The organism is Streptococcus oralis, assembly GCF_003943415.1.
GTDB lineage: Bacteria > Bacillota > Bacilli > Lactobacillales > Streptococcaceae > Streptococcus > Streptococcus oralis_BJ.
This window is the reverse complement of record NZ_RJPK01000003.1, coordinates 237,783-252,484: the sequence shown is the minus strand read 5'-3', so window position 1 is coordinate 252,484 and position 14,702 is coordinate 237,783. Positions and strand designations below refer to the sequence as shown.

9 protein-coding genes are annotated in these 14,702 nt (G+C 41.0%); all 9 read right to left on the bottom strand.

The features are described from left to right. Nucleotides 1-4,589, bottom strand: a 4,589-nt coding sequence (locus D8801_RS05960) for an SHIRT domain-containing protein (protein WP_125848535.1), incomplete at its 3' end; no start/stop codon positions are given. 204 nt (nt 4,590-4,793) lie between these two features. Then, a complete protein-coding gene (locus D8801_RS05955) occupies nt 4,794-5,609 on the bottom strand; it encodes an endonuclease/exonuclease/phosphatase family protein (RefSeq protein ID WP_125848533.1) in 816 nt (271 codons plus the stop codon). Nucleotides 5,610-5,660: 51 nt separating this feature from the next. After that, nucleotides 5,661-7,847, bottom strand: a complete 2,187-nt coding sequence (locus tag D8801_RS05950) for a PTS transporter subunit IIBC (protein WP_125848531.1) — start codon at nt 7,845-7,847, stop codon at nt 5,661-5,663. A 242-nt stretch (nt 7,848-8,089) separates the two neighbouring features. Then, complete coding sequence (gene ftsX, locus D8801_RS05945) at nt 8,090-9,016, bottom strand: permease-like cell division protein FtsX (RefSeq protein WP_125848529.1); 927 nt, start codon at nt 9,014-9,016, stop codon at nt 8,090-8,092. Next, nucleotides 9,009-9,701 (bottom strand): cell division ATP-binding protein FtsE, encoded by a 693-nt coding sequence (ftsE, locus tag D8801_RS05940; protein ID WP_000022257.1) that lies wholly within the window; start codon nt 9,699-9,701, stop codon nt 9,009-9,011. Before ftsE ends, ftsX begins: the two co-directional genes overlap by 8 nt. Nucleotides 9,702-9,719: 18 nt before the next feature. After that, nucleotides 9,720-10,815, bottom strand: a protein-coding gene (gene prfB, locus D8801_RS05935) for a peptide chain release factor 2 (RefSeq protein WP_125449940.1) whose coding sequence is annotated in 2 segments (ribosomal slippage) — nt 9,720-10,742 and nt 10,744-10,815 — 1,095 coding nt in all. Because the reading frame shifts where the segments join, the coding sequence is not laid out codon by codon here. Between the two features lie 110 nt (nt 10,816-10,925). Next, nucleotides 10,926-11,582 carry a CBS domain-containing protein gene (locus D8801_RS05925; RefSeq protein WP_125848527.1) on the bottom strand — a complete coding sequence of 219 codons (657 nt, stop codon included), beginning with the start codon at nt 11,580-11,582 and terminating at the stop codon, nt 10,926-10,928. Between the two features lie 132 nt (nt 11,583-11,714). Beyond that, nucleotides 11,715-13,142 carry a cytosine permease gene (locus D8801_RS05920; protein WP_125848525.1) on the bottom strand — a complete coding sequence of 476 codons (1,428 nt, stop codon included), beginning with the start codon at nt 13,140-13,142 and terminating at the stop codon, nt 11,715-11,717. 132 nt (nt 13,143-13,274) lie between these two features. Then, complete coding sequence (locus tag D8801_RS05915; RefSeq protein WP_125848523.1) at nt 13,275-14,702, bottom strand: cytosine permease; 1,428 nt, start codon at nt 14,700-14,702, stop codon at nt 13,275-13,277.

Here is a 14,702-nt window from a genome sequence, read left to right as displayed (position 1 = left end):
TCTGTGTATGTAGTTTGCGCTGGTTGTTGAGCTGAAACAGAATCACCATTCACATATTTTGCACTGTCGCTTGGGGTCAATGCGGTGATGGCTGCTGGAAGTTGCTTACCTGCTGTTGCGCTTGCGAAGCTGTAAGTAGCTTGGTACTTGTTGGCTTCAAAGGCCCACTTACCTACAAACTCTACATCAGCCTTGTTGACAACGGCGCTAGCTGCGTCATAGCCCTTGAAGGTCCATGTGCCGTCGTTCNCAGTATCTGTATAAGTCGTTTGAGATGGTTGCTGAGCGGAAACAGAGTTACCATTCTCATATGTTGCACTATCGCTTGGGGTCAAGGCTGCGATGGCTGCTGGAAGAGATTTCCCTGATGTTGCGCTCTCGAAGCGGTAAGTAGCTTGATACTTGTTAGCTTCAAAGACCCATTTCCCTACAAACTCTACTTTAGCCTTGTTGACAACGGCGCTAGTTGCATCGTATCCCTTGAAGGTCCAAGTGCCGTCATTCACTGCGTCGGTGTAAGTAGTTTGAGATGGTTGCTGAGCGGAAACAGAGGCACCATTCACATAAGTTGCACTGTCGCTTGGAGTCAATGCTGCGATGGCTGCTGGAAGAGTCTTACCTGCTGTCTCGCTCTCAAAGCGGTAAGTTAATTGATACTTGTTGGCTTCAAAGGCCCATTTTCCTACAAACTCTACATTTGCCTTATTGACAACGGCGCTAGCTGCGTCATAACCCTTGAAGGTCCAGGTACCGTCGTTCACAGTATCTGTGTATGTGGTTTGAGATGGTTGTTGAGCGGAAACAGAGGCACCATTCTCATATCTTGCACTGTCGCTTGGAGTCAAGGCTGCGATGGCTGCTGGAAGAGCCTGACCTGCTGTGGCACTCTCGAAGCGGTAAGTAGCTTGATACTTGTTAGCTTCAAACTTCCACTTACCTGTGAAGGTCAAATCAGTTTTTTTCACAATCTTACTTTTGGCATCATAACCAACGAAAGTCCAGGTACCATCATTCACATCATCTTTGTAAGTCTTTGTTGTCGGCTCTTCTGCAAAAACTCTCGTCCCATTGAAGTAAGTTGAGCCATCTTTTGGTGCTTTCTTCTGGATAAATTCAGGCAAATCAACACCAGATGTAACACTTACAAAAGTATAGCTTACATGATGCGGTCTAGGCGTTACTTCCCAGATACCCGTAAATGTCACACGCTTGCCATTATAGGTCGCATTCTTCTGATCATAACCTTTGAAGGTCCAGACATAATCTTTTTCTTCGTCAACTACTGATTCTTTAGCAGGTTGTTTGGCTACAATGGTGTCTCCAACCTTATAAGAAGCCTCATCATTTGGAAGCATTCCCGAAATACTTTGTGGCAATGGAACACCTGCTTTAGATGATTTGAATACATATTCTGGATTTGGAGTAGGCACCCAGCTTCCAAGGAAAGTCTGTCTGCCTTTTCCTACAACAATTTTTTCTTTATCGTATCCTGCAAATGTCCAAGTTACCTTGTTTGCTGTATCAACATAAGTCGTTTCACTTGGTTGCTCAGCATCTACTTCTGTAGGGATCACACCCATCTTATAATCAATTGGGTTTTTCGGAGTCAACTTGGTGATATGATCTGGTAATACAAAATCAGGATTAGTTGATTGGAACTGATAGTCTATACCATTTGGCGTAAAGCTCCAAGTTCCTGTGATAGTCTTCACTTGCGTACCTGCAATAGCTTTTCCGTATCTATCTGCATCAAAACCATGGAAGGTCCATGTACCTGTCGGAACAGTTACTGTGGATGTGTCAAGTTTGCTTGCATCTTTGTAGTCGTCAGCTCGTGCAACGAAATCAATGCCAGCTGGAAGCATATCGCGAATCTTACTTGGAAGAGGATAAGCAGGAGTCGAGTTAGTAAACTTATACTCTAGTCGGTAGATCTTATCCGCCTGATCGGTAGGAACCAAGATCCATTTTCCTCTAAAGGTAATGTCTTCTGTTCCGACTGTTTTCACACGTGGAGAAATAGTCGTATTATCATATTCATAGTAATCATCAAATACCCAAGTCCCTCGGCCATCAGGATCCTCAAATCTTGTTTTAGATGGCATTTTAACGCGAGCTTTGTCACCTTTGACAAATTCTCTTTCGTAAGTGATTAGATCATACAAAGTTGATGGCGGATAAATCGTTTGACCAGAATCATCTTTTGAATCTGTATAGAAATCATAGTAAACACTATGCCTGTTCGGTTCAAATTTCCAATGAACAGTGTAGGTAGAATCCTCATCGTCAGCTGGTTTCTCAACGTCCTCCTTTCGCTGAGGAATCTGCTGAGGAACCCATGTACCATCATTTTCATTATCGACATATGAACTGAGATATTGAATTTCATTATAGACATTATCAGAATACTCATCTGGAGATGTCGTGATAGGAGCTGGAATTTGTGCCTTCAAATCATCAGGAATGGTCTTCCCTGGAGTATCACTGACAAAGTCAAAGGAAACTGTCTTATCGCGGTATGGAGTGAAAGACCAAGTACCTGTAAAGAGAACTTTATCTTGATTAACTACCTTGTTATTAGCGTCATAACCTTCAAATTTCCAAGTTCCCTTGTTGACAAAGTCCATGTAGGTCGTCTTCAGGGGAGCTTTTGCAAGGACAGTATCGCCATTACTATAGTTTTCTCCCGTGCTTGGAATATAGGTCGTGATTTCCTCTGGGAGAGACAGGCTAGGGTCTTTGCTGACAAACTTATAGTTTCCTGGGTAGGTTCCCGGTGTAAATGTCCAAGTACCTGTGAACTTGAGATTCCATCCATCGTGCTCCCAGTCGCTCACTGGTTTTTTATCAAAATCATAGCCCGAAAAGTTCCAAGTACCACCGTTAGCTGCATCATAGTAGGAATTATTAAGCGGTTTGACAGACTGAACTATATCCTTGCCTTTCGGATATGTCTTCCTATCCATATATTTCCATTCACTTGGTGCATATACCGGCTTCAGATTATTGATCTCAGCAGGTAGTGCTTTGCCAGCCGTTCCACTGACAAACTCATAAGTCGGTTTCCGAGGAACTGGTGTAAATTTAAACATCAATGGTATTGTAACTTTTGGTATTTCCCCATATGTAGCCGCCCGCTCTAGTTCACGACTGAAGGTTAAATCTACTACATCTTCCTCAAAGGTCCAATTTCCTTCATTTTCCGCATCATAAAAGGGTTTGTAGACACCTTGAACTTCATCGTAGCGAAGCAAGGCTGCTCGCGTATCCAGTATATCTTTAGGTAAATACTCATCACGTTTATCAAACTGATTGAGAGAAAGCTTGTAATCGTATAGCTTACTTTCTAGATCTTTTATCTCCTTAGGAAGAGGTAATTTATATTCGTCACGTGAGGTCTTAGGACTACTTGGTAAATGATAAAAATTCTCAAAATCGTGCTGGTTCATAGGCTTGTAGGATACAGTGACATCCTCAAAGTATTTCCAAGTTCCTACGAACTCTACATCGCCATTGTTTGCCACTTTACTTGGAGCATCAAAGCCAGTTAAAGCCCAATAGCCTTTTCGGTTAGGATATTCTTCTGAAGTATAAAAAACATAGTGAAATTCTTGTGCTTTTACTACTTCACCCTCAGCAAATCTTCTTTTATCTTCTGGGCTCCAATTTGCAACATAAGATGGCGGAGTTTTCCCAGGTGAGCCATTAACTGCTCTATAGGTAGCCTTGTATGGTGTTGGTGTATATTCCCACTTACCTGTGAAGAAAACATCATCTTTGTCAATCACCTGACTATCATGGTCATAGCCCTTAAAGGTCCATCTACCACTTCCATCATACTCTACATAAGTTGTTTCAGTTGGCTGGATGGCCTTTACTTTATCGCCCTTTTTGTAGATTTTTGTGTCTTCTGGCTTCAAGTAGTTCAGAGTAAGCGGAGTTGTTTTTCCTGGTGTAGCACTTTCAAACTCATAAAGTGCACTATGAGGAGTCTTATCCTTGTCTGGAATGAACTTCGGATTTTTATCACGAAGACCTGAATTGACAAAGGTTACGAGATTGCGATAAACTTTATCAATTTCTTCTTGCTTTGTCGCAGTTTGAAGCACGCTATCAGCAGCTGTCATCACGCCATTCAAGATTTCTAGACTATCGTCTGTCTTACTTGAAAAGTCCTTGCTGCGCAAGTTTTTGAGGTAGTTCTCTAAAGTGCTCTTGTTTAGACTAGCATTTGCTGAAGCTGGTTGAGCAGTGGCTGTAGCTGGCTGGCTTGTGCCTGTAGCTGGCTGAGCATTTTTAAAAGCAGTCGAATCTGTCGCTTGACTTGTCTCTGCTACCTCAGATGCAGTAGATTTCAAAGCAGCTTGGCTTTCTTTCTGGGATTCTGCTTGCTCTGTTGCAGAAGAGCCCACCGAGACCTGATTCTCTGCTTTATTCTCCACTTGTTCAGTAGCCGTAAGCTCATCAGCTTGAGCCACTTGAGCGGCTCCAAGCGCCGCAGGTGCAAACAAAAATCCAATCGCAAGTGATACAGTAGCAACTGACAATTTGCGGATTGAATATTTTATCTTTCTATCCTGAAAAAACATTTCAGTCCTCCTTTTCTTTTATAACTTTTATTCTACCATAAATAGTTGCTCTTATCTATTTTTTTGGCTCAGAATCTTTAAAAATTATCTATCTATTTTTACTCATATATATGCAAATATACAGGGAATTTTACTCAATTTTTCTTTTTAAAATACTAATCTTTCAGAAAAAATGAAAGGGGTTTCCCCTTTCGCTCTAAGTTCTTATTTCCAATTTAAAATCGCATTCAAACCATAGTGGTCACTGACTTGAGGACTATTCTGTCCATCAAAAACTACATGCAAGCTTTCTACTTCTAACTCTTTCGTTGTAAAGACATAGTCAATTCGAAGCGGTTCGGCATTGCCTTTCCAACCATCAATTTCTGGTGGAACGGTATAGCTACCACTTCTCTCCTTAGCAACTTCAAAAGCATCTTGTAACTCTAGAGGACTAGCTAGGATAGCTTGATAGCCTTCCTGTCCAGCTGGATTATTAAAATCACCTGCTAAAATTAGAGGTTTGTTCAAATCTTTCAGTACAGCCTCAAATCGTGCCCATTCTTCCTGAAAACCTTTATCCCACCATGAGAGATGGACGCTTGCAAGAGCGAGTTCCTTACCCTCAACCTCTGTCTCTACCAAGGCGATACGGCGAGTATGATAGTCTGTTGGATCATCTACATCCGAAACTAAAATTTCTCTGGCTTCAATAGGTGTTTTAGACAAAATAGCAACACCCTCATGGTAGCGGTCATAGCCAATATGATTATAAGCCCAAGTCCAGTAGTAGCTTCTTCCCTTCTCAGACAATTTTTCAACCAAAAGTCTAACATAGTGGTCTTGGTGAATTGGCTCTGCCGCTGGCAAAGCTTGATAGAGGTCATTAACCTCCACTTCAGGAGAAGTAATTTCCTGATTGATTTCTTGGAAACAAATCAAATCATAGTCTTTATCAAGAATATCTTGGAGCAAGAACTGGAATTTTTCTTCTGCTTCTTTCTCCATCCAACTATGGGTATTGAGTGTTAAAAATTTCATGCTTTTCTCCTAAAACAAGAGGTTGGAAAACAGCTTCCAACCTCAAGTATATTACAATTCTACTTTAGCAACTGCTGTTTTAGCTGCAAGAGAACCAGTTTGTTCTAATTTAACAGATTTGAGAACATCTCCATTTGTGAAGACAACCACTGTTGAAGTTTCACGACCTGCTGCACGGATAGCATCCAAGTCAGCTGTAACAAGAAGATCACCAGCAGCAACCTTTTGTCCTTCAGAAACGTGAACTGTGAATGGTTTACCTTCAAGGCTTACAGTATCCAAACCGATGTGAACAAGTACTTCAAGACCTGCTTCAGTCACAAGACCAAGAGCGTGTTTTGTTGGGAAGATACTTGATACAGTACCAGAAACTGGAGATACGATATTTCCATTGGCTGGTTCTACTGCAAAACCATCACCCATCATTTTTTGAGCAAAAACTGGGTCTTTCACTTGTTCCAAGGCAATGACTTGACCGTCAGCTACTGAGTAAACTTCCTCAGTTACACCCTTGAAATGTACAGTATTTTGTTGAGCTTCTGTCATTTGACTTGGAAGAGTTTCAGGAATAACCTCACCTGAGTCAAGGATATCTTGGATATCTGATTTCAATACGTCAGCTTTTGGTCCGTAGATAGCTTGGACACCTTGTCCTTTCATGACAAGTCCCATAGCTCCTTCTGCTTTCCACTCTTCCTCAGTACCAACGCGATCTGCATCTTTGACAGTTACACGAAGACGAGTCATACATGCATCTACATCTACGATGTTTGCACGACCACCAAGAAGGTTAATGATATTTACAGCTTGAGAAGCAGCGGCAACTTTTGTTTCACCTGAAGCTGCATCTTCTGATGCTCCTTCAGCAGTTTCATAGTTTCCGTTACGTCCTGGAGTTGCGTAGTTGAATTTCTTAATCATGAAGTTCGCGATGAAGTACATGATCACAGCAAAGAGGACAGTTACCCAGATAAAGTTAATGATATCCATACCAAGACCAGCGTTGATAGCTAGCGGAGTACGAGTCAAGAACTCGATTGAACCGAATGAGTGCATACGAAGGTGAACAATATCCGCCATAGCAAAGGCAGCACCTTGCACTAGTGAGTATACAAGGTAAAGAGGAGTTGCGATGAACATGAACATATACTCAATAGGTTCAGTAACCCCTGTCAAGAATGTTGCAAGGGCTGTCGCAATCATCATACCCTTGTATTGGTGTTTCTTGTCAGCATCAACATTGCGGTAGATAGCAACGATGACACCCATCAAGATACCAAATGAACCGATCATTTGTCCAACTTTGAAACGAGCTGGAGTGATAGTTGTAAGAAGGTGTTGGTATTGGTCAGCATTTGAACCTTTAAGGTTAACAAGGTCTGTTACCCAAGCAAGCCAAAGTGGGTCTTGACCAAATACTTGTGTGCCTTTTGCTGCACCAGTAAGGATTTCGTATGTTCCACCAAGAGCTGTATAGTTCATTGGGATTGTCAACATGTGGTGAAGACCAAATGGCAAGAGCAAACGTTCCAAAGTACCATACAAGAATGGTGCGAGAACTGGAGCAGTTTCTTGAGAGTTAGCAATCCAAATACCAAAGTTATTGATACCTGTTTGAACTACTGGCCAGAAGGCAGCAAGTAAAATTGCAGCGATTACTGAACGAAGAATAACTACGAATGGTACGAAGCGTTTCCCATTGAAGAATGAAAGTGCATCAGGAAGCTTACGGAAGTTGTAGTATTTGTTAAAGGCAGTTGCCCCTACAAAACCAGAGATAATCCCTACAAAAACACCCATGTTCAATGCTGGTGCTTCAAGAACACTGATGAAGTAATCAGCAACTTTGATTGATCCACCAAAGAGAGTTGTTACCATAGCTTCTGGATTTTTCAACATATCTCCTGATACACCAAAGATTGTACCAGTGATACGGTTAATCAAGATGAAGGCAAGACCAGCGGCGAAAGCACCACCAGCACGTTCTTTGGCCCAGCTTCCTCCAATGGCTAGGGCAAACAAAATGTGAAGGTTACCGATAACCCCCCAACCAATTTGCTCTAGTACACCACCAGTAATTACAAGTGGGGCAAAGTTAGGGTTGATCATCACAAGCGACTTACCGATTGAAATCATCAATCCAGCCGCTGGCATAACAGCGATAACCACCATCAAAGCCTTACCGAATTTTTGCCAAAACTCGAAAGACAAGACATTTTTGAATGTAGCTTTCATCATTCAAATCTCCTTTATTTTATTTAGGCAAACGTTTTACGAAAACGTTTGCACTTGTTTATACTCTAATTATACCACTTTATTATTTTTTGTAAAGGCTTTTATAAAAAAAAATTCCGTTTTTCTTAAATTTTTATGCGCTTTGCAATTGTTATGCGCTAAAAGAAAAAAGAGAAGCTCAAGAAAACTTCTCTTTTAAAATTATATTATTTCTGATTTGGTCTGCAAGTTGCATTTATATCCAACTAGATCTTCAAGAATCGACGCATAGAAATTCCTGAACCAAGTGAACCGATGAAAATACCGATTACAAATAAGAGAAGGGTCATTAAAGGAATGAACACATCTGGAGTAATCATAGATAGATTTTGTCCTACCAATGATTTATTGACCGATTGGTAAACCATATTGTAGACAAAGAATACAAGGACTGAAGGAATAGCTGCACCAAATAAACCGATAAAGGCACCTTCAAGTAAGAATGGCCCTCTAATGTAGCCATTTTTAGCCCCTACTAGACGCATGATTTGAATTTCACGGCTCCGAGAAATAATGGTAATACGGATAGTATTGGAAATCAAGAAAACCGCAATGAAAATTAAGAGTCCTGCAATGACCAATCCCCATACTCGGATAAAGGAAGCTAGTTCAAAGAGTCGTTGAGTGTTGGCTCCACCATCTTGAACTTCTGATACTCCCTCAATTTTCTTCGCTTCTTCAGCTACTGTTTTAACATCACTCGGAGAATTTGTATCAACGATATAAGCATCATAGAGTGGGTTGGCATCCCCTTCAAAGACCTTCCAATCGTCACCCATCGTTTCTGTCAATTTTTGATACTGTTCTTCCTTGCTTGAAAAAGTAACATTCTTAACACCTTGCATGGCTTTTAAGGCATCATAAACCTTGTGGTAGTCATTATTGGTAACTGTCTGACCTTCTTTTTCAATCGTTTCACTATTATCTGCTACATCCTTACGAATGTAAACCATGACCCGAACGTTGTTTTCAATGTCGGTAGCCAGTTTTGCTGTATTAAAAATTACAGATGCAAACAGGGCAACAAGTGTCAAGGTAATCATAACCGAACTCACTGCTGCTACTGTCATCCAGCCATTTCGTTTTAAACTTTTTAATGATTCAAATAAATGGCGAAAAAATCTACTAATCATCGTATCCATATTCTCCTTTTGCTTCGTCACGAACGACACGGCCATTTTCAATGGCAATGACACGGTGGCGCAAGGTATTTACAATCTGGCTATTATGGGTAGCCATCAATACTGTAGTACCTTGGAGATTGATGCGTTCCAACAGATTCATAATTTCCCAAGAATTATCTGGGTCCAAGTTTCCTGTCGGCTCATCAGCAATCAAGACTTTCGGATTGTTGACAATCGCACGAGCAATTGCAATCCGTTGCTGCTCTCCACCTGAGAGTTCGTTAGGGAAAGAGCGAACCTTGTGTTTCAAACCGACCAAGTCCAAGACTTCCATAACCCGTTTCTTAATATTGCGACGGTTCTCACCGATTACTTCCATTGCGTAAGCAATATTTTCATAAACGGTTTTCTTTGGCAAGAGTTTGTAATCTTGAAAGACTACCCCAACACTGCGACGGAGCAGTGGGATATCTTTCTTCTTGATTTTAACCAAATTAAAACCTGCAACTGTTAGGCTCCCTTTTTCAATCTTTACTTCTCGATATAAAGCTCGAATAAAGGTTGACTTCCCTGCTCCAGAAGGCCCAACGATATAGGCAAATTCTCCTGGTTCAATACTAAGAGAGACTCCACGAAGAGCAGTCGTTCCGTTATCGTATTTTTTGACAACATCTCGCATTTCAATGATTGACATGTGAGTTCCTTTCTATTCTTAGCTGATTCGCCACTTAAGATAAGCATCGATGAAACCATCAAGATCTCCATCCATGACCTTATCTACCTGAGCGACTTCAAAGCTCGTACGGTGATCTTTTACCATGGTATAAGGTGTGAAGACATAAGAACGAATCTGACTTCCCCAAGTGATTTCCTTTTTCTCACCTTTGAGGGAATCGACTTCTGCAGCCTTCTTTTCTTGCTCCATTTGATAGAGCTTGGCTTGCAACATCTTCATAGCACGATCTCTATTTCCATACTGGGTACGATCGACTGTCGATTGAACGACTGTTCCCGTAGGAATGTGTGTCAAACGCACACCTGTTGAAACTTTATTGACGTTTTGTCCACCAGCACCACCTGAACGGAAGGTATCCATCTTAATGTCATCCTCACGGATTTCCACTTCGATGGTATCATCCAACTCGGGCATGACTTCCACGGAGGTAAATGAAGTATGACGACGTTTGGCAGAGTCAAATGGAGAAATACGTACCAGACGGTGAACACCCATTTCTGACTTGAGAAGGCCATAAGCATTTGGACCTTCAAAAGACAAAGTTACAGATTTGATGCCCGCTTCATCACCAGCTTGATAATCCAAGACTTCAACTTTAAAACCTTTGGCATTTCCATAACGAGTATACATACGGAGCAACATATCACCCCAGTCCTGAGCCTCTGTACCTCCAGAACCTGGATGGATTTCCAAAATAGCATTATTATGGTCATAAGGTTCTGACAAGAGAAGCGTCATTTCGTAACTGGTCATCATCTTATCCAGTTCTGTCAACTGTTCAACCAGTTCATCACGTACAGACTCGTCTTCTACTAAAAAGTCCAATAAAATTTCAACTTCATCCTGCAACTCTTCCATCTTACGGAAGGTGTTGTAGGTGTTTTTTAATTCATTTAATTCTTGCGACGTTTTTTGGGCCGCGATATTATCGTTCCAAAAATCAGGTTCCGTCATCTTGTTTTCCAAGATGGCAATCTCTTCCTCTAGTCCTTCGAGGTCAAAGAGACCCCCTAAAAGAAGCTAATTTTTCACGATTTGCGTCAATTTTTTGACGAATTTCTGAAATGTCCATAAATACTCCTTTATTCACATCGTTTCATTATACCACATTCTCTCATTTCTTTCCATATTTTGCTTGTTATTTCAAATTGTATACAAAAAAGAGGGCTTTCACCCTCCATTTTATAACTTTTTAGCAGATGTTCGAGCAATCTCCTCTACTTGGATACCTTGCGCTTCAAATTTCTCCTTCAGGAAGGTTAAATCAATCGTCCCATCAATTTGAACTTCGATGACGACCTTGCCATCCTTGCGCGGAATATTGACTGTGTGTGAAATATTCAGATTTTCCTCTGCAATCAAGGTCACAATCTTGCCCAAAACCCCGACTTCATTTTCCGTAATAAACCGAACACGAATCCCTTCTTCTCCATAACCAGCGATTTCCAAAAAGGCTTGGAAAACATCACGATCTGTAATCACACCATAAACCTGTTGATTGTCCACAACTGGAAGAATACCGATTTTATTCTTTAACATGAGATAAGTCGCATCCTCTAAACTAGCATAACCTGACACTGTGATAACATCGCGAATCATGACGTCTTTAACTCTGGTCTTATTGAGAAGATAATTCATCTCATAGATGGAGAGACTGGTTGCTTTAGACGGACTGGCTTCAGCAATGGTTCCTTCTGTTACAAGACCAACCAATTGATCATTTTCGATAACAGGTAAACGGTGCAAACCTTGCTCGCGCATCAAATCTGCTGCATGTGCTACAGTCGTATCTGGACTGATATAAACTACCTTGCGGGTCATAAAATCTTTAACTGCCATGAGACTTCTCCTTCTTTATTGCTACTATAATTATACACTTTCTTACAAAAACTATCAAACGCTTTCATCTCTTTTTCAAGATTTTGTAACATTCAATCACAAAAAAGAGAGAAATAGCCTTCTCTCTTAAACTTAAATCGTAACGGAATCTCTATCCTTAATCATATAGCGTTTTAAAGAAGTCAAGCTAGCTAGCCAGTACAATAGACCACCAAAGATCGCAGTAAAGCCACTACCAGTTGTGAGCAGGAACATAGGACTCTGGATATGCTTTGTTATAGGGTTGTAAACAAATAGTACCGCAACTAACAAGGAAATGATTACACAAGATAATCCCACCAGGTTAAAGCCATTTGTAAACTCGTAAGCATCGTGTCCTTCTAGGAAATAGGCTGAGCGCAAATCAAGTTTTCGTTTTCTTAAGATAAAGTAGTCTACAACGATCATTCCGATAATGGGTCCTTGAATATAGGCAGCCAGCGAGATGAAGGAACCAAAGTATTCATCCACTCCTCCCCAAATCGTAAGTAGGCTCACATAAACCATCGCAATCCAAACCATTAGTTTATAGCTCACTTTGGGCATCCCGCTTTTGACAATCATACAGTTCACGTACGATCCTGTACCCTGGGTTCCAATATTGGCAAAGGCTACTAATAGTAAACTTAAAAGCGCAAAGGCAGGAGTGCTTAGAGTGGAAAGCATCGTCGTTGGGTCACTTTCATAGACACCTGTTTTGACAAACATAGCCAAAGCCATCACTCCACCTGTCGCAGCAAAGAATGGCGCAACAACCCCGTATGACAAGGCTGTAGCCCAATAGCCACTACGTTCTGATTTTGCCAAACGTGGCAAGACAAAGGCTTGTGTAGACCAAGAAAAGGCTACGGCCACATTTCCTTCCCCTGATATCATAAAACGTTCAATCGGTGTCAAATTTTCTTGGATGGCAGGCTGGACATTCATAATATCAGTTATAGGAACCGCAACAAAACAGATTCCAACAATGATTAGCCCGACCAATAACAAGGCTACCACCAGAAAGCGATTAGTACCTTTAATCACCTCTGGACCTCCAAGAGCAATCAGCGTTCCAAGGAGAACACAGAGGGTGCCTAGAATCGGTGCCCATACTCCCTTGTCTAAACCAAGTCCAAAATTATTTGCCAAATGAATCATGGAGCTGGCAAAAAGATTGGCGGTAACGGCATACCAACCAAAATTTGCCAGACTAATCACGGTTGATAGAATAGCCACCCCTTTTCTACCTAGAACGGCTCTCAACCAAATCCATAAATCAATTCCATATTTAACCGCAAACAAGATTGGGAGACATTCGATAAAAACCCAGATAATGTTGAAACTAAAAATATTAATCAACATTTGATTAAAGGTCAAATATTGAGCCACATAGGCTCCTTGAGTATAACACCAAGTTGCAATGGCAAAACCACTTGTCGATAAGAAGAGATCCCAGAAAGAATACTGACGATCCTTGTTGGTCATAGGAACGATTCCTGTTATGGTCTCCTGTTGAATAAAGTCATTCATCTTGGACATTTTATTGAATATCTCCTGTCATAGCAAAAATAATCAGAATGAGGTTAACTAAGTTCATGTCAATTACTAATATAAAATTAACTTTCAAAAAAGAGGAAGCAAATAGATATAGATTATGGCTTTCATTTATCCTTAAATCGTAACTGAGCCCCGATCCTTGATCATATAGCGTTTTAACGGAGTTAAGCTAGCTAACCAGTACAATAAACCTCCAAAAATCGCAGTAAAGCCACTACCCGTTGTGATTAAAAAGATTGGGCTTTGAATCTGTGCTGTTACAGGGTTATAAACAAATAGTACTGCAACCAACAAGGAGATAAATACGCAAGACAAGCCAACCAAGTTAAATCCTTTGGTAAACTCGTAAGCATCGTGTCCTTCAAGGAAATAAGCTGAACGCAAATCAAGTTTTCGTTTTCTTAAGATAAAGTAGTCAACAACGATCATACCAATAATTGGCCCCTGAATATAGGCGGCTAGGGAGATGAAAGATCCGAAATACTCTTCTACTCCTCCCCAGATAGTGAGTAGACTCACATAAACCATAGCAATCCAAACCATTAGTTTATAGCTTACTTTTGGCATCCCGCTTTTGACAATCATACAATTCACATACGATCCTGTCCCCTGGGTTCCAATATTGGCAAAGGCTACTAGTAGTAGACTTAAGAGGGCAAAGGCAGGTGTGCTTAGAGTTGACAGCATGGTTGTTGGATCACTTTCATAAACACCTGTTTTGACAAACATGGCTAGAGCCATGACTCCACCTGTCGCAACGAAGAATGGAGCGACAACCCCGTATGATAAGGCTGTAGCCCAATAACCACTGCGTTCTGATTTTGCTAAACGTGGTAAAACCAATGCCTGTGTAGACCAAGAAAAGGCAAAGGCTACATTTCCTTCTCCAGAAAGCATGAAGCGTTCTAATGGAGTTAAATCACCTTGGGTAGCTGGTTGAATGTTCATAATGTCAGTGATAGGCACAGCTACAAAACAGATTCCAACTATAATCAGACCGACAATCAACAGGGCGATGACCAAGAAGCGATTGGTCCATTTGATCACTTCTGGACCTCCAAGGGCAATCAGCGTTCCAAGGAGAACACAGAGAGTACCTAAAATCGGTGCCCATACTCCCTTGTCTAAACCAAGTCCAAAATTATTTCCCAAGTGGATCATAGAATTAGCAAAAAGATTAGCCGCAACGGCGTACCAGCCAAAGTTAGCCAAGCTAATAATGGTTGATAGCAAGGCCACCCCTTTTTTTCCTAGGACAGCCCTCAACCAAATCCACAAATCAATTCCATATTTAACCGCAAACAGAATTGGGAGACACTCAATAAAGACCCAGATAATATTAAAGCTAAAAATATTAATCAACATTTGATTAAAGGTCAAATATTGAGCCACATAAGCTCCTTGGGTATAACACCAAGTTGCAATGGCAAAGCCACTTGTTGACAGGAAGAGATCCCAGAAAGAATACTGACGATCCTTGTTGGTCATGGGAACAATTCCCGTTATCGTCTCCTGTTGAATAAAGTCATTCATCTTAGACAT